The 18,944-nt window shown below is 46.9% G+C and carries 15 protein-coding genes and 1 tRNA gene; 11 read left to right on the top strand and 5 right to left on the bottom strand.

Annotation, left to right across the window (positions count from 1 at the left end; translation table 25 throughout):
• Positions 1-262 precede the first annotated feature (262 nt).
• Entirely contained in the window at positions 263-1,471 is a 1,209-nt protein-coding gene (locus WC882_00440; protein ID MFA5842138.1) for a hypothetical protein, read from the top strand.
• A gap of 136 nt (positions 1,472-1,607) precedes the next feature.
• Here the strand turns inward: WC882_00440 and WC882_00445 are convergent.
• Positions 1,608-1,682: transfer RNA gene (locus WC882_00445), tRNA-Gly, on the bottom strand.
• Between the two features lie 58 nt (positions 1,683-1,740).
• Positions 1,741-2,322, bottom strand: coding sequence for a hypothetical protein (locus tag WC882_00450; protein MFA5842139.1), 582 nt, complete (start codon positions 2,320-2,322; stop codon positions 1,741-1,743).
• A 104-nt stretch (positions 2,323-2,426) separates the two neighbouring features.
• On the opposite strand from WC882_00450, the gene WC882_00455 reads away from it, so the two are divergent.
• From WC882_00455 to WC882_00475, 5 genes are all read left to right on the top strand, one after another.
• Complete coding sequence (locus tag WC882_00455) at positions 2,427-3,266, top strand: thymidylate synthase (GenBank protein MFA5842140.1); 840 nt, start codon at positions 2,427-2,429, stop codon at positions 3,264-3,266.
• Positions 3,239-3,769 (top strand): dihydrofolate reductase, encoded by a 531-nt coding sequence (locus WC882_00460; protein ID MFA5842141.1) that lies wholly within the window; start codon positions 3,239-3,241, stop codon positions 3,767-3,769. Before WC882_00455 ends, WC882_00460 begins: the two co-directional genes overlap by 28 nt.
• Positions 3,770-3,830: 61 nt before the next feature.
• Positions 3,831-6,074 (top strand): LCP family protein, encoded by a 2,244-nt coding sequence (locus WC882_00465; protein ID MFA5842142.1) that lies wholly within the window; start codon positions 3,831-3,833, stop codon positions 6,072-6,074.
• Positions 6,075-6,358: 284 nt separating this feature from the next.
• The gene (locus WC882_00470; GenBank protein MFA5842143.1) at positions 6,359-6,634 is read left to right on the top strand and encodes a type II toxin-antitoxin system RelE/ParE family toxin; all 276 of its coding nucleotides are present in this window, start codon (positions 6,359-6,361) and stop codon (positions 6,632-6,634) included.
• A 3-nt stretch (positions 6,635-6,637) separates the two neighbouring features.
• Positions 6,638-7,438 carry a ribonuclease H gene (locus WC882_00475; protein ID MFA5842144.1) on the top strand — a complete coding sequence of 267 codons (801 nt, stop codon included), beginning with the start codon at positions 6,638-6,640 and terminating at the stop codon, positions 7,436-7,438.
• Here the strand turns inward: WC882_00475 and trxA are convergent.
• Positions 7,430-7,750, bottom strand: a complete 321-nt coding sequence (trxA, locus tag WC882_00480) for a thioredoxin (GenBank protein ID MFA5842145.1) — start codon at positions 7,748-7,750, stop codon at positions 7,430-7,432. The two genes, WC882_00475 and trxA, sit on opposite strands and share 9 nt — an antisense overlap.
• A 276-nt stretch (positions 7,751-8,026) precedes the next feature.
• Between trxA and WC882_00485 the strand changes: the two genes are divergently transcribed.
• Together WC882_00485 and tsaB are read left to right on the top strand one after the other, a co-directional pair.
• On the top strand, positions 8,027-11,425 hold the full coding sequence (locus WC882_00485; protein ID MFA5842146.1) for an N-acetylmuramoyl-L-alanine amidase: 3,399 nt from the start codon (positions 8,027-8,029) through the stop codon (positions 11,423-11,425).
• Positions 11,426-11,573: 148 nt separating this feature from the next.
• The gene (gene tsaB, locus WC882_00490; GenBank protein MFA5842147.1) at positions 11,574-12,287 is read left to right on the top strand and encodes a tRNA (adenosine(37)-N6)-threonylcarbamoyltransferase complex dimerization subunit type 1 TsaB; all 714 of its coding nucleotides are present in this window, start codon (positions 11,574-11,576) and stop codon (positions 12,285-12,287) included.
• 18 nt (positions 12,288-12,305) lie between these two features.
• Here the strand turns inward: tsaB and WC882_00495 are convergent, their stop codons facing one another.
• Positions 12,306-12,599 carry a hypothetical protein gene (locus WC882_00495; GenBank protein MFA5842148.1) on the bottom strand — a complete coding sequence of 98 codons (294 nt, stop codon included), beginning with the start codon at positions 12,597-12,599 and terminating at the stop codon, positions 12,306-12,308.
• A gap of 1,039 nt (positions 12,600-13,638) precedes the next feature.
• On the opposite strand from WC882_00495, the gene WC882_00500 reads away from it, so the two are divergent.
• The 3 genes from WC882_00500 (at position 13,639) to rsmI (ending at position 16,321) form a co-directional block, all read left to right on the top strand.
• Positions 13,639-14,142 carry a hypothetical protein gene (locus WC882_00500; GenBank protein ID MFA5842149.1) on the top strand — a complete coding sequence of 168 codons (504 nt, stop codon included), beginning with the start codon at positions 13,639-13,641 and terminating at the stop codon, positions 14,140-14,142.
• A gap of 360 nt (positions 14,143-14,502) precedes the next feature.
• A complete protein-coding gene (locus tag WC882_00505) occupies positions 14,503-15,528 on the top strand; it encodes a hypothetical protein (GenBank protein ID MFA5842150.1) in 1,026 nt (341 codons plus the stop codon).
• 133 nt (positions 15,529-15,661) lie between these two features.
• On the top strand, positions 15,662-16,321 hold the full coding sequence (rsmI, locus tag WC882_00510; GenBank protein ID MFA5842151.1) for a 16S rRNA (cytidine(1402)-2'-O)-methyltransferase: 660 nt from the start codon (positions 15,662-15,664) through the stop codon (positions 16,319-16,321).
• 4 nt (positions 16,322-16,325) lie between these two features.
• Here the strand turns inward: rsmI and leuS are convergent, their stop codons facing one another.
• Positions 16,326-18,821: a leucine--tRNA ligase gene (gene leuS / locus WC882_00515; protein ID MFA5842152.1), complete on the bottom strand. Its 2,496-nt coding sequence runs from the start codon at positions 18,819-18,821 to the stop codon at positions 16,326-16,328.
• Between the last annotated feature and the right edge of the window lie 123 nt (positions 18,822-18,944).

The following is an 18,944-nucleotide window of genomic DNA, read 5'->3' on the forward strand; positions in this document are numbered from 1 at the left end:
TGATATCAGCTTCGCTGATCACTCCCATGTGTTTGTGTTGATGGGGCCTTCGGGTTCTGTCAACACTTGCGACGAGCAAAAGGCGTTGAAACGCGGTGCCCCCGCACGGGGTTGAGTAGTAAAAGTGGTGGGGTGGCCCGACCGGAAACGGTTGGGTCGCCCCTTGGTTGGTTTTTCTCGGTGACTATTCTTTCGGAGACACATCACGGCCGGGCGACATCATTGCGCCCGGCCAAATTCTTATTAATAATTTTCCTTATTTATGGCTCAACGATTGACACGAGATCCGGAGCATGCAGGCGTAGGCTACCCTATTCGGGCGGGAGCGGCTAGAGTTCTCCCGGATGTTCCATTCGATGCCGATAAACATAGATGGGAAATTGAATGTCAATTTGAAGGAGGTTATACATTGGAAACTTGTTTCCAAGCCGCAGAAGAATTGTTGGAGGCGGATTCCGGCCAAATGCTAAAAACCGCCGTGATAGGTGAACTCAATAAAGTTCAGGCAGTAGATTCCGGAGCATTTACACTGGGGGATTATTCTTTAACTCTTATACAATTTGGCGGCCAACAAGCGATTTTTAAGGTGGTTGTCCTTGTTACGATTGGCGATAAAACAAGGAAAGTGTCTTTAGTGGTGGGAGTATCTCGTCATCCCATTTTAAATGAAATGGTTAAGGTTGATCATGAATGGATTGCAAAATTCCGACAATTGGAAGCTGAATCAAAGGGGGTAAAAGACCCTCTTTCAAGAGAAGCAGATGAAACCGCAACTTTCCCAAGGCATTATGGCGCTCGGGAGACAAAAGCGGGTCCTTACGCTTGGGTGAGTGAATATTGCGAGGGTTATTTTGAAGCAAATTTATTTTATCGAGATTCCAGCTTTAATTTTTGTGGGGATAATATTGATAGATTTGTGAGGTTGAATGGTCTTAATCAGGGGAGAGAGGGGAAACAGTTAAAAATCGAAGATTCCGACGAAATTCGAAGTGAAGTTTTAAAACATCAAATTCGGACCGCATTGCTTGCTAAAATGGTGATGAAGGCCTCTTTTAGAAGTGGGGACTACATGTATCATCCCGCCCAAAAAAGATTAATGCTTCATTGTTACCGTAGGCCACCCGGGGTTGATTTGTGTGATCAATTGGAAGTTGAGGGCTGTGAAAGAAAATTACTTATTGCGGCGTTTCAATTGATTTTTTCAATCATAAGCACTGAAACGAATCTTTCACCTAATGGAGGAGAAGATACGCATAGAAATTATTTTATTTATTCTTTGCAGGATTTAATAAAAGCCATTGGGGATTTGCGTAAAGATGAAACATTTTTGAATCAACAAGAATGGGCCTTTGTTACAAATATATTTTCTCTGATGGCTCAAGGAATTCTTTCTGGTGCCCCTAGTGAAATTGCGGATCGAGCCTTGGCCACTCGCATGCGGATGGTTCAACTGACTTTGATGGATCATTAGTGCCTTTTTACGCAAAAACCGGTTCGATCCCATTCACGGGTCGCTGATTTTTTAACCTGTAAAATAGCCTAGAGCGGAGTTTCGCTGGCGCGAAACGAGTTTTTAAAATAGGGCACTGCGCTTCGCTGCGTGCCTGTGGAGCGGGTGAGGGGAATCGAACCCCTGTCAGCAGGTTGGAAACCTGCGGTAATAGCCATTATACGACACCCGCATAAGAAGAAGCCTCCGTATTTTAGGGAAGAATCGGACTAATTTCAAGAAAAAATCCATTAATGGGCCGCTGTCTCGGATTCAGTGGGCAAAGGAAGAGGAGTCTGGAGAGAAAAATAGCCTTCTTTTTGTTGATCTTCGAGCGCCGTAAAAACTTTTTGAACTGTGGTTCGAACATCAAAAATGATGGGATCTCCTTCAGGGAATTTCATGGTTAATTGTCGGTCGTTTTCATCGAGAGAAAGATAAGCGATTTGCGGTGTTCCTTCCTCTTTAAGTCGATAAGAAAAGGAAAAAGTGGAGTCGGGGGTATGGAGATTGCATTCTCCGTTGGTTCCTGGCTTGTTTTGGATGCAAAAAAGCGACGTTTGGCCTAAATTAAGCTTACGGGTAGAACTATCATTAAGCGCGGAGACAGCTTCGATTTTTTCATAAGGAGCCGCTTCAATAATGGTTAACATTCTTTCTGAAGCCTCTTGAAGTGAGCCATGGGCTATAGCATTAAGAAAATCTTCTTGATGGCCCCATTCTCGATAACTCAACAGGATTCCTCCACCGAGAAATACCCCTAATGCAATGGGTTTCCAAACTTTATCAGCAGTATCGGTTATCCAATCTCCTAAGTAGAATTTTTCAGCCATTAAAAAATATTACGCGAATACAGGGGGCAAACTTATACTAAAATAAAATCCTGTCAACATATTAACGCTTCCATAAGACCGCGCACAACCTTTATGATACAGCCATGGAACAATACCTCAGCCTCGTGCGTGAAGTTCTCGAAAACGGTGAAGAACGAAAAGATCGGACCGGAACCGGCACGATTTCGATTTTTGGAATTCAACGAAAATACGATTTGCGCAAAGGATTTCCGATGCTCACCACCAAAAAAGTCCTCTACGATGCCGTGTTGTATGAATTGTTGTGGTTCCTTCACGGCTCCACCAACGTGAACGATGACCTCAAACAGCACACTCCGATTTGGAATCCCTGGGCCGATGCCACCGGCGAGCTCGGGCCGATTTATGGCTATCAATGGCGAAAATGGGATAAATTCACGTGGGACGAAAAAACGAAAAAATATGAAAAATCGCACGTGGACCAAATCGAAGAGGCGATTCGCATGATCAAAAAAGATCCCACGTCCCGCCGTATCATTGTCAGCGCCTGGAATGTGGCCGATGTCCCGCGCATGGCTTTGCCGCCGTGTCATCTTCTTTTCCAATTTTATGTGGTGAACGGTCGATTGGATTGCCAATTGTATCAACGCAGTGCCGACATCGCGCTCGGCGTTCCGTTCAACATCGCGAGTTATGCCACGCTCATGCACATGATGGCGGGGGAGTGTCATTTGGTTCCCGGAATTTTTACCCACACCATCGGCGACGCGCACATTTATTTAAATCATGTGGAAGGCATGAAAGAACAACTCAAGCGCACACCCAAACCGCTTCCGACCTTAAAAATGAATAAAAAACCATTCCACGAATACAAATTTGAAGATTTCAAAATCGAAAATTACAACCCGGATCCTTTTATAAAATTTAAGATTGCGGTTTGAAAAAATCCTTCTCCATCATCGTAGCCATCGACAAAAACCTCGGGATTGGCAAAAACAACCAGCTCCCGTGGCATTTTTCAAAAGACCTCCAATACTTTGCGCGTATCACAAAAACCACACAAAATCCTCAGGCTAAAAACGCGGTGATTATGGGGCGCAACACCTGGGCCTCCATTCCCGAAAAATATCGCCCCTTTCCGGGCCGCCTCAATATAGTGCTCACGCGAGATCGCGATTTTAAAGTCCCGGAAGGAGTGGTCGTGGCGTCTTCGTTGGATGACGCGCTTGTCAAAGCCAAAAACCTCAAAGCGGAAAATTGTTTTGTGGTGGGCGGAGCCAGCGTGTACCGCATGGCCATCGAGCATCCCGCCTGCAACCATCTCTACATCACGGAAATTTTAAGTACTTTTGATTGCGACACCTCTTTTCCGTCGATCTCGCTTGATCGTTTTAAACGCATAAAAGAGTCCGAAATTTACGAAGAAAAAGGGTCACAGTTCCGGTTTGTGGAATACGAACGATTGTAGCTTTCCTCTTTAATTTTCGAATGCGTTTTGATAACGTATTGGCATTGAACCGGTTGGTTTTATGAAAAAAAATCCTCTCAAACGTTTAAAATTGTTGGAAAAAGTAACGGCAAAAATGCCGTATTTTGTGTTAGCGCTCACGATTTTGGCAGTGGTGCAGTTTCTGGGAAATGCGGGGATGGCGTTCACGCTCAACCGTCTGGATTCCAACAACGCCACGCTCATTGATGAAATGGGGCGGATTCAAACTTCACTCACTACGCTCGGAGACGGATTGAATGAAACAAGGCAAGTATTGGGACTTCCGGCCAAGGAATACGTGACCAGCTTTTTGACGAGTGAAGATGTCGGCGAGGATACGGAAGATACGGAGACGGTTGAAGCCGCAGATCCGACCGTCGAGATTTTTAATGTGATTGAAAAGCTCGGGGAAGAGGAAGCGACACAAGCTTTATATGAAAAAACAAAAACCGATCTTGAGGCCTACTTCAACGCCACGGAAAATATTGCATATTTTGAAAGCAAAGGCCTTTACCTTCGCAATGGCGTGAGCACGCACCTTGCCGACGCGGAGGGGCGCGTGATCTTTACCATTGGAATCCTGGAAAATGGCGACATCGCGGTGACGAGTTATAAAGGAACGTTGCTCGAATGGAGCACGGAAGACGGGAAAGGGGACTTTGAAACTTTTAAACAGGAATTTAAAACTTTATTGGACAACGTAGAGGATACAAAAGCTTGGGTCGACGCTATCGATACCTCGCGTGAAGTCATTTACACCGAGCTCACAACCAACACGGAAATCCAAGCAATTTTGACGGAAAAAGGACTCACCATCGGGAGTGAACAAGAAACCACGTATCATTTTGTGCATCAAATTTTACGAAAAGATGGAGTCGCACTTGTGGAGATCGTTTTAGATAAAGAAACCGGAATGATTTGGGCGGCTGAAAAGGGAGACCCTGCTTTTGGGCAAGACGTTTCTTTTGATGAATTGAATTCGGATAAACTCGAACCGTTCACCATGGTAGAAGATCAAAGTATTTTTGCTCCCAATATTCTTCCCTTACTCACCGCACTCGATGCTCGAACCGAATTCGATAAATCCATTGAAGACACAAAAGCCGCGATCGAGAGTCTGCGCAACGACGAAGGCTTTAACGCGTTGCTTCAAAAATACGGATTTACCTTCACTTTTGACCCCACGGAAACCGAAAAAACGATCGAATACACTATCCTGGAGGGGCCGGAGATCTTTAGAATCCTTTACATCGACAAGACCACAGGAGAACTCAAACTAAAAGAGCCGGGACAGGAAACCGGCTCTCTTTTAAAAGACGTGTTGATTGCGGAGAGTGTGGAATTCACATTGCCCACAGCCGAGGCCTTGGCCAATCTGCCCGGAGCCACGGACACAGCCATTAATATTTTAGTCATGGGAAAACACGGCTCCAATGTGGACACCATGATTTTTACGCACATCGATCCTACACAACAGACCGTGACCATGGTCAGCATCCCGCGCGACCTTTACTACAACAATCGCAAAATCAACAGCGTGTACGCCACGTACGGCATGGGCGAGCTCTTGCGCGAGATTTCCGACATCACCGGTTACTCGGTGAGTCAGTATATTTTGGTGGACATGTATGTGTTTATTGATTTGGTGGATTTGGTCGGGGGAGTGGACGTGACGCTCGCCGAGGACCTCATCGACCCCACGTATCATGTGTATGAAAATGGGGTGGAAAGCACGCTTTATTATGCGGCCGGGGACTACCATTTCACAGGGGTTCAGGCGCTGAGAATTGCGCGTTCGCGACACTCGACTTCGGATTATTCTCGCGCCGAACGACAGCAACTTATTCTTTCCGCGCTTAAGGACAAGGCGGAGACGTTGGGCTTGGGCGATGCCACGACTTTTGCGAAACTCATCAAAACTTGCCTCGATGAAACCGAGACCAATTTGGGAGTCTCCGATGTGTTGAGTTATTTTTTCCGATTCAAAGATTTCACGATTAAAAAAGGAAATGTTTTGAGCACCGCCAATGTGTTGGCCAGCGTACAAGTGCCGGTGAATTTTGTGACCTCGTTAAGAACGGATTCCTGTGGGGAAAGTGGAGTGCCTGCCACCGTTGTCGCTCCCTCCCCAATATCCCCTGACGGCACAGCCCAACCGGAGGCCGGCACAGCAACAGACGCAACCACCCCCTGCACCATCCAATATGCGGTCTACACACTTTCTCCTCGTGACGGGAATTGGGACTACATCAAATGGTATTTTAGGGATACGCTGGAGAAGTAAAAAGACTTGACGAAGGTGATACACCTTTGGTACACTTTGGATGTCTCTATCCTTAATTTAAGAACAATGCCTACCCAAAAGAAAAGATTAAATCTCTGCCTTCCCGACGAAATGGAATCCATTTTAGTTAGGCTTGCCAAGCGAGACGATCTTCCTCAGGCAACAAAAGCGGTTCAATTGATTCAAATCGCCATTGAAATCGAAGAAGACGACATATGGAATCAATTGGCGGAACAACGAGATACCCGGGCTACCAAATTTGTTTCCCATAAAAAAGCTTGGAAATGATTTTTAAAATTCAATATGCCGAAGCCGTGGTTCGAGAGGATATCCCGAAATTGAGCAAAATGATGAAAGTCCGTATACGGGAAGCCATTGAAGAAAAATTAACCACCCATCCCGAGCAATTTGGAAAACCATTGAGACGATCTCTTCGAGGATATCGAAAGTTAAGAGTGGGAGATTATCGGGTGATTTTTCGTATTGAAGGGTTTTATGTGAAAATTTTTAGAATTCAACATCGTTCCGTAGTTTATATGTCTCAAGTTTTCACTTTTTAATTTATGATCACTATCCACACCGACGGCAGTTGTCTCGGAAATCCCGGCCCAGGCGGGTGGGCGGCCATTATTAAAATTGGGGCAAAAAAAGTGGAAATCAAAGGTGGCGAATCCGAGTCCACCAACAATCGCATGGAAATCAAAGCCATGGTCGAGGCCTTGCGTTGGGTTAAAAAAAATCATTCGAAACCGTGGCCTTCAATCGAGCTGTTTTCGGATTCAACCTTGCTTGTTAAAACTCTAAACGAAGGCTGGAAGCGAAAAACCAACCAAGATTTGTGGGCTCAATTGGATGAAGCGCGTGAGGGCTTAAAAGTGAAAATTGAGTGGGTAAAAGGCCATGCCAACAACCCCATGAATGAGCGATGCGATGTGCTGGCAGTGAGCGAAGCGGGGAAAATCGCGAGAGCAAAAAAGCCTCCCCGGGGCGGCGAGTACAGATCAACATCATCCATTGTTGCCAAATCCGCGTCTTCAACCAACAGCCCAAGCTCCTCCGATCACTACCTTTGCCAACGATGCAAACGCACTTCCTCCGGCCTTCTTGGCTACTTAAAAGAATCCGGACTCATCCGCGTGGATTGCCCCTCGTGCAAAAGTTACATCAAATTCGCGGCCCCCACTCCGGCCAATCTCGTTCGTGCCAAAAAACGCATTCTCCTCACCTCAAAAGAAATTGAATCCTTTCAACTTCAACGTAAAAAAGAAGGCACGCCACTCACGGATCGTGATCTCAAAACTCTCAAAGGCATGACAAAACAAGAAGCCGAGCAATCATTCGAAAGCGCGCAAAAATTATTTTAAAAGTTCATTTAGCATTTCGCGCAAATTGGCTTCGGATTGAAACCCGACTTTTTGAGTCACGGGTTGGCCGTTTTTGAAGACAATCATGGTGGGGATGCTCATGATGCGGAATTGAGAAGCGGTTTTATTGGCTTGATCCACGTCCATTTTGCCAATTTTAACTTTGCCTTCAAACTCGGTGGCGAGTTTTTCCACAATCGGACCTTGCATTTGGCACGGACCGCACCAGGTTGCCCAAAAATCCACTAAAACAGGGAGTTGAGATTTTAAAACTTCCTGATCGAAGTTACTGTCGTTAAAAACATGAGCCATAAGTTTGGGGTTAGGAATTTTTATTAAAGGTCTATTTTAAAATACCCTATTTTTTTTATCACGAAAACCCTAAAGAACCATAGGATGAGCTCCCGTCAATTTAAATTATAAAACCACACGAGATGAGATGGTAAAAAGATGTCAAATCCGGTATAATAAATAGATTTAAAAGTTGTTATAAAGGTTGTGCCTGAAGGTATGGTTCGGCAAGCTCACCATGACACAAGCAATGTCACCCTGAGCCTGTCGAACGGGTGACCTATTAAATTTCTCCCCATGAATTCCCTCAAACCCAAACTCGCACTCTTCACCTTATTGATGTTGCTCGTCCCTGTTGTAGAAGGATGGGGAAGCTTTTCTTTGCCTTCCCTTCCCGTGGTCCCTGAATTTGAGAACGGGGGAGTGCGCGCCGGAACTCTGTATGGGGAAACGAATCTCAATGCCGACATTTTACCCACCGCCTCACTCGATGGCGTTGCGCCCGCTTATGAAAAAACAACCACGTTTTTGTCTCCGATTTTGACCGCAGATTTTCCGTTTGATGCCGTGGAAGTGGATTGGGACGAATTTAACCCTCAAAATACTGCGATCACCATTGAATTGCGCTTTCAAAAAGAATCCGGCACATGGACTTTGTGGCAACCGCTCTCTTCAGACGAAATCGATTATGGAACCCTGAATGCAGAAAAAATAACTCCGGCCACGATTTTATTAACAATTGAACGATCCAAAGCGCTTCAATATCGAGTGACATTAAGGAGTGATGGGTCCACGGCCCCGCAAGTTCAAAACATTCAGTTTCATTATATTGATGCCACTTCAACGGTTTCAAAAAATCCGAATCCTGAAACTTCCACTCAATCTGCAACCTCATCCGCCACTCCCTCGGCCCCGCGTTTAACTTTTGCCAACGACACTCTCGACATCATCACTCGAGAAGAATGGGGCGCGGACGAATCCTGGCGTCTCAGTAGTTTTTATGGAGAAGCAGACCCCGAAACCCCGGTGACCGAAGAAGATATCGGTACGGAAGCCACGTCCACGGAAACCGATCGCAACGGAGATGAGCCCACCATCGAAGAGCTTTATCCCGAAGATTTTGCGATTTCAAAAACCGTGACCAAAGGGGGCGATGGCAGCACCTTGTATTGGCCTCTCGAATATTCAAAAAACGTGAAAAAAATAGTGATTCATCATACCGCAGGCAGTCTCACCGATGATCCCGAAGCCACGATTCGAGCCATTTATTATTATCATGCCGTGCGCCGCGGATGGGGCGACATCGGGTACAATTACATCATTGCGAACGGAAAAATTTATGAAGGACGTTACGGTGGAGACGGTGTGGTTGGAGGTCATGCGCGAGGCTATAACACCGGGACGATCGGGATTTCCGTGATCGGTAATTATGAAAACGATGAAATTTCCTACCAGGACCTTGAGGCCTTGAGTCGCTTGATTGAGGCTAAAGCCGATGTTTACAACATCGATGTGGACGGGTATTCGAAGTTCCACGGAAAAGTGATTGCCAATGTGTTGGGGCATCGCGATGTGGCGAGCACTTTGTGTCCGGGAGCGAATTTATATGCCGTCATTCCGGTTTTGAGAGAAGTGATGGCCGCGGACATGGACAACACGGAAACGGGGTTGATCGACACCACTTCCTCCAGCCCTTACGCCTTTGCCAATAGTAATGATTACGATCCTTTTGCATTGGAGCCGGAACAGGAAACCACCCTGACCTTGCAAGTGAAAAATATTGGCACCGAGACATGGACGAGCAATACGTATTTGATCGCGAATCAAAACCCGAGCGCCGAAGCCTTGGTACGCCTTAAAAAAGAAAAGACCGGTTCGCTCAGCATTGCCACGATTCAAGAAAAAAGTGTGGCCCCGGGAGAAATCGCTACATTTAAAATTCAGGCGCAGGCTTTGATGAATGGCGGATTTCAAAATTTTAAACTCACTCCGATTTTTAACGGAAAAACCAAGACCGGCCATTATTTGAATTTGCCCGTGTATGTCGAGACACCGATTTTATCGTACGATGGGGCGAAAGTAACGCTTTCAAAAACGCGCGTAAAAACCGGGGAAATTTTTACCGGCACCGTGACGATCAAAAATACGGGAAATGTGAATTGGACGCGTGAAGGAAGTTATCCGATGGTTTTGGCCACGGATTCAAATGAGAGTCGAAAGAGTTCTTTTTTGAGCGGCGCAAATAAAACTCAATTCGCAACTTTGGTGGAAGACGTTGTCGAACCCGGGAAAACCGGAACATTCAAGCTTTCACTCAAAGCGCCCTTCACCGGAGGCACCTACACGGAAACCCTAGTCCCTGTCATGGAAGGCGTGGGGGGACTTAAAGGCAATGCCATCAGCTTTAACGTTGCGGTGTACAGCTCGGGCACACAGGCCACGGTCAAGGCCATGAGCGAGGATACGATTTTTACGCCCGGAGAAACCAAAGAAATTTGGATCACACTCGAAAACAGCGGAGCCCAGACATGGACTTCGGCCCAGTTCAGTGTTGGTAAAATTCATCATTCTTCCATCGGTGTGACCAAGCCCGCGTTGAAAAAAAATACCGTGGCTCCCGGCTCAACCGGGGACATCACGTTCTCGATCACCGCTCCCACCAAACCCGGCACTTATTTTGTTTATTTGGTCCCGCGCCTCAATAAGCAAAATCTCATGAGTAAAAATATCAAATTCCAATTCACGGTCGTGGCCTCCGGAGGGGATGTGGCTTTGGACTCGCAAGATATTCGCGTTAAATTGAGTTTTGATCCCGCCGAAGACGGCAATCCCGTGATCACAGCCAACGGCCCGTTTGAGGTTTATGTGGGTGGAAAATCATTTCTCGAACTCGAGTCCGGCGATGAAGTGGAGGTGCGTTATTCGGAGGGAAATTATCAGATGGTGAGCAATGCGCAAACATGGGTGGATGACGATTATCCGCAATTTATAGCGAAAAATTCAACCACTATTTTGAAAATTGAAAATTACGAAAATCATCCATCATGGAACGCGAGTCTCAATGACAATCAATTCCGAGATACGTTGGAAATTCGATACGACAGCGACGAATCAAAGTTGATCGCGATCAACGAACTCTCCATGAAATATTATCTGCGCGGCGTGGGGGAAAGCACGGAAAGTGAGCCCGTGGAAAAACAAAAAGCCATGGCGGTGATCGCCCGAACCTATGCGCAATATTACATTGAAAAAGATCAGAAATTCCCCGGCAAACCGTATCAAGCCAACGACGATCCGGATGTGTTTCAAAAATACCTCGGCTACGGGTATGAAATCCGCGCTCCGCATTGGGTGGAGGCTGTGACCAACACGCAAGGCCGGGTCGTGACGTACAATGGGATTCTCGTAAAAACGCCTTATTTCAGTAGCACGGACGGAACTGCGACCAAGAGCGCCCAAGAGGTGTGGGGTTGGACCGACACGCCGTATTTGGTGAGCGTTCCGGACCCGTTATGCACCACGTCAACGAGTTTCAGCGGGCACGGGGTGGGTTTGAGCGGATGCGGCGCCACTGCCGCCGCCAATGCAGGCAAAACGTATGTGGAAATTTTAAAATACTACTACACCGGGGTGGAAGTTGGGACGTACGCGAGTGGGAATTGATTTTTTCCTTTCCCCCGTATTTTCCTTCCATAACCGTGTCGTAGCTTTTTTGAGTATCGAAATGGCTTAAATAAGCCATAAATAGACGTAAAATCCGTGCACGTGCAGACTTTTTATGCAGCAGCTTTTTTGACATTTTCTTAATTTTTGATTATGGGTTGGACATTAGTAATTTTCCCCCATGCTTCTCCTCTGCCTCAACACCGCGTCCAAACAAAGCGCCATCGCCTTGATCGAAAACAACCGCGTTCTTGCCGAAAACGAATGGGTTTCTGCGGCCAACGAATCGGAAAAAGTTTTGCCCGGCTTGGAGCAAGTGTTGGCGGATTCCGGAAAAACTTGGGACGACCTCACGCACATGGTGGTGGTCGAGGGCCCGGGCGGGTACACGAGTTTGCGCGTGGGCATCACCATCGCGAACGCCATCGCGTGGGTGAAAAAAATCCCGATGTTTAATGTGAATGTATTTGAGGTTTGGGAAAATCGCTTGTCAAAAAAAGCGCAAAAACAACCGCATGCCATCGCCATTGCCGCAGGGAGGGATCAGTGGTTGGTCAAAGGAAAAATTATGACTCTTGAAGAATTAAAAACCCTAGGGATGCCTTGCTATGGCGAAGTCCCGGACGACATTTCAGGGAACGCTAACGCTGTTGAAATGGCGAGTTTTGGAGAAGCCCTGGTTCAGATTGATTTTCAAAATCGCAGCACGGTAAAAAGTGTGCAACCCGTGTACACAAGGCCACCGCTGATCACCGGAAAATGACTTTATTGTTGATTCATTAAAGTCCTAACCCTGGTTATTAATAATCTTTTAAAAACCAATGGTAATTTATCGAATTTTTTTGCCGCTTCTTTTCTGGAATCAATTTCAAGAACGTTGGGGGAGAGCAGATAGTCATCCGTAAGAGGGTATTTAGTCAAAAGAGCATAAATATGATTTAAATCATCCATCGGAAAGTTTCATAGCTATAATGGCCTGTACTAAATCAGAAGGGAAATCATCGCAATCACTTGAATCTTCATTTGTTGATTTGGAAACAGATTCAGCCTCATCTAGAGATACATCCCCCTGAGAGTTCCCTTCTGGTGTATCCCCATCGAAGGATGGGATTGCAGAGAGAGTATCGTCTGGCGGAGGAGTTTTTTCCCCCTCGCAACAACTTTCAATTTCAAGAAGATAAATAATGGCTTCTGAGCGATTAGACATATTTTTTTGATTAAATTATAGAAAATTAATTTTACTTAAAAATATTTTTCAGTCATCCATTTTGGCTTGACGATGCGGGTTTCTGTTGGAGTTTAGTTTTTTATTCTTGGCCTCCTCTCTCATGAAGGGCGGTTAAAAGAAGTAGAAGGTTTCGGGTATGTCGAGAAGCCAGTACGCTAGGGAGTCTATTCGAAGAACCGTCGATGGGAGATTCCGGAGGGCGAACGCGGCCCACGGCCGTTGATTCTCTTTCTAACATTAGTTGGAAAGCACCTCCTGAAACAATAGCGGGGGAAGGGATATCCGTCATGCTTATTAAAGAGCTCGATTGAAGAGGCAGATTATGTCGTTCCCATGGATTTCCTAGACCAGGATAAACACCGCTGGTCCGAGAGGGTTCGTCCCATCCTGTTTCTTCTAATGCCACCATTTTCAATCTTTTAAGATTAAGACATCATGATTTTAGTATAAAATATACAATTAAGTCAAACAAGTCTTGACAAATATTTTATTTCGAGTAATATAGCTTCCTTACATTCACTCCGGTTTACTCCGCTCGGTTGGAAGTAAGGGATGAAGCTCTGGGAGGGGGTTTCGTCTCTTGCTTTCAGCCGAGCAGACCCTACGCACGAAGCGTAGCGAAGTGCGCTTCCCCGCATTCTTTTTTTATTAACCTTATCCTGAATGTATGGTTCGAGACGTCCCTTCGGGACTCCTCACCATGACACAGATATTTTTTCTCTACCCGCCCCCACCGCGGGTTTTTAAAAAAGACAAAATCACTGCGCGATCTTGTCTGGTTCATTTTTTGTTTAGAAAAAGGTAATGACTCCTTTGTTAAATTAAGGGCGCCCTTTCCGGTGTGCGCGGATTTTCGAACTTTCATCGGTTCGGCGAATCTTCGTCTCTGCAAGGGTTGCTCATTGAAAGTCTGCACAACCGGGCTTCACACAAAAAAAGGAGAAAAAAGCCCATGACTCACCTTCGCAACTTCTTGACCTCGGCCTGTGCGCTCGGAGCGACCTTCGCAACGGGCTGCATGGACTACGGCATCGACGCTCTCATGGAAGAGCAGGGCCTCACTCAATTCCAAGACTGCACCACCTTCGTGGGGGACAAGGACTACGGCTACTCCAACGAGGTGTTCGACGCCACGTTCGTGTACGGGAACTGTGCTCCGGACGAGTACCGGGCCTACCTGCTCATCGACCATGACTTCGAACTCATGGACGTGACGCAAACCACGGTCGAGTACACCACCCAAAACTACGACACCGTGGTCCTGGACGCCGTTCGATTCAGCTTCGACTTCTGGTACAACCCTGTGGACATCGAGGTCTCGGTGGTTCCGTTCAGCGGGAATACGGTGCTCGGCATTCACGAGTTCCGGATCCTGTGCATGGACGACGACGACTCGTGGTGTCCCGTGGAATACATTCGGAGCGCCACGGCCGAGGATTTGGAGTGAACTTTGAGCGGGCGGGGAGGTCGAGGTCTTACAAGATTTCGACTTCCCTGCGCTGAAAATTCAGCACTGGAGTAAATGGCAGCATTTTTCTCAAGCTCACTTCGTCCCGCGATACGGGACTTCGTGAGTGGTTGTGCAGACTTTCTTGGTGGAAAAGAGAAAAATGTCTCCAAAAATGTTGTCAAAACCGCTTATAAAATCGCTCGCAAAATTGTGTTTAAAATCGGGCTCAAAATCATAGCTAAAATTGCCCGAATTTGAGTACCAAAAACAATCTCATTCGCGGCTTCCTTCGCTTCATGCGTGGTGCCGGAAAGGTGAATATATACTCACCCACCAGTTTTGTCACGCCAAAATGATGATTTTGATCTGGGGAAGCGAGGATCTTCGTGATACATTTTTAGTACTGAAAAGCGAAATTTAATCCTCTTTTTTATGACTGAATTTATTCTCGAAAAATGTTCACAAAAATTTAATATTTCTTGCGTGAGAGACGCATCGAAAACGATCGAAAAAGCTCACGCGGAGATCTCGCCGACTCACAATAGTTTGACCCCTGCCGATTTTTTTACAACCGTCACAAAATTCTCTCCCTCCACTTCCTTTTCAGAGGATTCTCTTCATAAAAATTTTGTTGAATACGGCCGCAACGCCAAAGAGTGGCTTCGCAAATGTGCGCTTATCCTCCCCGAAATCGACCGTCAACAAATCTGGAAGAAGAAAGGCTTTTCGAGCATTTTTGAATATGCGGGGAAGCTGGCGGGGATGAGTAAATCGTCGGTTGAAGATGCGCTTCGAATCATGAAAAAAGTTGAAGACAAACCCGCGCTTCGTAAAGTGATCGAGGAGAAGGGGATTCAGAGCGTGAAACCGGTGATTGCCATCGCAACTTCCGAGACCGCTGATTTTTGGGCGGAAAAGGCGCGAATCATGAGCAAAAACACGCTTGAAACTTATGTTCACGAGTACAGGTTAGAGCGGCTTCCTAGGACGCCGGCCGTATCTGAAAAACAAATCACTATGCCCCTCTCTCCCGACGTGGCCGCTGAGCTCGAAAAACTCAAAGGCAAAGGCGATTGGAACACCCTTATGCGCGAACTTTTACAACTCCGAAAAGAAAAACTCGAGGCTGAAAAACCACAATCGGTTGAGACTCCCTCGCGCCACATCCCTGTAAAAGTTAAAAATTTTGCAGTTGCGAAAACGCGTGGCCAATGCGCTTATCCTGGCTGTAAAAAATCTTATAAAATACTTCACCATACTCAACGTTTTGCGCTCGATCAGGTGCATGACCCCGATCATCTCGTGCCGTTGTGCGAGGCACATGAGCACCTTGCGCATCACGGCCTCATCGCAAATGAAGACCTCGCGCCTGAGGAATGGGGGATTTTGCTGGAGCCGGAATGGTGGGACCTCAAACAAGTGGTGGATGAGAGGGTGCAGGAGCATAGGGGAAAATAAAAAATCATAGATCACTTGCGCAATAAGAAGGAAAGGAAAATTTTTGTAGACCAGACACACAATGAAATGGAGTGTCCGACTCCCATTTTGTTTGTTCATTGAACATTGGGGATGATTTGGTTATTGTAGGGCCATGCTTTACATCGTCTCCACCCCCATCGGTAATCTCGAGGACATCACGTTGCGCGCCCTGCGAACGTTGAAAGAAGTCGACCTCATCGCTGCGGAAGACACGCGCCACACCGGGATTCTTTTGCATCATTTTGAAATTTCAAAACAGCTCGTTAGTTTCCATTCTTACAGTGACGAATCCAAACTCAATAAAATCATAGAAGTCCTGCGCCAAGGCAAAAACGTGGCTCTCGTCTCCGATGCCGGAACTCCCGGTATTTCAGACCCAGGCTACTTGCTCATTCGCCGTGCCATTGAAGAAAAAATTCCCATCACCGCCATCCCGGGCGCCAGCGCACTTTTACCCGCACTCGTCACTTCGGGTTTGCCCATCGACAAATTCGTGTACCTTGGTTTTCTTCCTCTAAAAAAAGGCCGAAAAACATTACTCGAAAGTTTTAAGCAAGAAGAACGCACCCTCGTTTTTTACGAATCTCCGCACCGTCTTCACAAAACGCTCTCGGATCTTCAGATCGCGGGTCTCGGCGATTTTCAACTCGTGCTCGCTCGCGAGCTCACCAAAATTTACGAAACCGTTTATCGCGGCACGGTCTCGAGTCTCGCCCAATCCTTTGCCAATCAAAAACTGAAAGGGGAGATGGTGATGATGCTGCACCAATAAAAATTTATCTCACCACAAAATTCACCAGTCTCCCGGGCACAAAAATTTCTTTCACGATCGTCTTGCCTTCGAGATTTCGCTTCACGCTTTCGTCGGCTTGAGCGGCTTTAAACGCGTCTTCTTTAGAAATGTCTTTTGGGACTTGGAGCACACAACGGACCTTTCCATTCACTTGGATCACCAAGTCCATGGTGGAGGAAACCGTCAACGACGCGTCGTAGGTCGGGAATTTTTGATCAAAAACACTGGCCCATTTTTTGCTTGTCGTCGCCACCCCTTGAAGTTGCGTCCACAATTCTTCGGCAAGATGCGGCGCAAGAGGAGCCATCATTTTTACCACGATTTCTTTGCTTTTTTGATCGAGGCCTTCGTGTCCGGCTTCATTGAGAAATTCCATGACTCCGGAAATCGCGGTGTTGAAATGAAAAATTTCAATGTCCTCGGTCACGCGCTTTAATGTCAAATGCAATTGTCGCAACAGCGCCGGAGAAATCACGGGCACCGAATCCGCCGTCACCATGGCCCATATTTTTTGCACAAAACGGGAGAGGCCGGTGATGCCCTTGTCGCTCCAATCTCCGCCTTGAGTGAAAGGCCCCATAAACATCAAGTACATGCGAAAAACATCGCTTCCGTATTTTTCGACAAACGAATCCGGACTCACCACATTGCCTTTGGATTTGGACATTTTGGCGCCATCTTTGGTCACCATGCCTTGGTGCACCAATCGTGTGAACGGCTCCTTAAATGGCACGAATCCCGCATCGTGTAAAACTTGATTGACAAATCGCGCGTAGAGCAAATGCATGCACGCGTGTTCGGGCCCGCCAATGTACATGTCCACCGGTCCCCATTTTTTGAGAATCGCAGGATCGAACGGTTTGTTTTTCATCGTGGCGCACGGGTAGCGTAAATAATACCAACTCGAACACACAAACGTGTCCATGGTTTCGGCTTCGCGGGTGGCAGGGCCTTTGCATTGGGGACAGCGCGTTTTCATGAAACGATCGCTCGTGGCCAAGGGTGGTTTGCCTTTGGGGACGTAGTTTTTAATGCGCGGCAACACCACGGGCAAATCTTTTTCCGGCACCGCCACTTCGCCGCATTTTTCACAATTTACAATTGGAATCGGCGCGCCCCAGTAGCGTTGGCGAGAGATGAGCCAGTCGCGCAGGCGATAGGTTTTTACACGTTTCCCGTAGCCTTTTTCCTCCATATAATCCATGATTTTTTCCGTGGCCGCATGAATGTCCATGCCATCCAAAAATCCGCTGTTCACCATCGTGCCTTCTTCTTCCTGCACTTGTTCAGGCTTGGTGATGGGGGAGGTGTCTCCGTCCTTGCCTTTCACCACGCGAATCACGTCGATGCCCATGGCTTGCGCAAATTCAAAGTCGCGCAAATCATGCCCCGGAACTCCAACCACATGCCCGGTTCCCACACTGGTCAGCACAAAATCGCCCAAATAAATCGGCATTTTTCGCCTCGTCAAATCATTGATCGCATACAATCCGGTAAACGCTCCGGTCTTTTTTCGGCCTTCGGACATGCGTTCAAGCTCGGTTTTTTTGCTCGTGGCTTTGATGTACGCCATCACGTCTTTTTTATTCGGGAAAAGATCGATGTTTTTTGTCGCGAATTCGCTGTCCGGCGCCACCACCAAGAACGTGGCCCCAAAATTAGTGTCCGGCCGTGTGGTGAAAACCGCGATCGTCTGATCCGTGTCCGCCACTTTATACGTGATGTTGATCCCGGTTTTTTTGCCAATCCAATGTTGTTGCATGGCAATCGTTTTTTCCGGCCAATCCAACCCGGAATAGTCGAGAAGTTTTTCCACATAATCCGTAATTTTCCAAAACCATTGCGCGAGATTTTTTTGCACCACTTCACTCTTGCAGCGTTCGCAAATCCCATCTTGAACCTGCTCGTTGGCGAGCACGGTGTTGCATCCCGGGCACCAATTCACCGGTGCCTTTTTTTTGTACGCCAAGCCGCGTTTGTACATTTGTAAAAAAATCCACTGCGTCCAGCGATAATAATCCGGAGAGCTCGTATTCACGGTTTGGGACCAGTCGTACATGGTGCCCATTTCTTTGAGTTGGCGAATCATGGTGATCACATTTTTTGCCGTACTCGTGTCCGGGGCAATGCCGGTTTTGATCGCAAAATTTTCCGCCGGCAATCCGAACGCATCAAACCCCATGGGCTCGAACACGTTGCATCCGTGCATGCGCATGTAGCGCCCCCAGGAGTCCGCAGGCGCGAAGTTGTACCAGTGCCCGATGTGAAGTTTGTCTCCGGACGGGTACGGGAACATCACCAAATTGTAGTATTTTTTGCGCGTGTCGTTTTTGAGATCCGTGTCATTGATTTTTTTCTTTTCCCAGAGGGCTTGCCATTTTTTTTCTACGGTTCGCGCTTCATAAAATGCGGGACGCGCAGGAGAGGTGGCGTTTGATTTTTTAGGGGGTTTGGCGTGTTTCGCAGTTTTGGGAGTCATTTTGGGAGAAATTTTAAGATTAAAACAGGCGTTATTATACCCCAGTTCCAGAGTGAAGCGAAATGACTTTTCCCCATTGACACAAATAACCTTATCCCGTACATTTTCCCTCCTGTAAAAAAG

The sequence above is a fragment of the Candidatus Gracilibacteria bacterium genome (assembly GCA_041658685.1).
In the GTDB taxonomy this organism is placed as follows: domain Bacteria; phylum Patescibacteriota; class Gracilibacteria; order UBA1369; family UBA12473; genus JBAZZS01.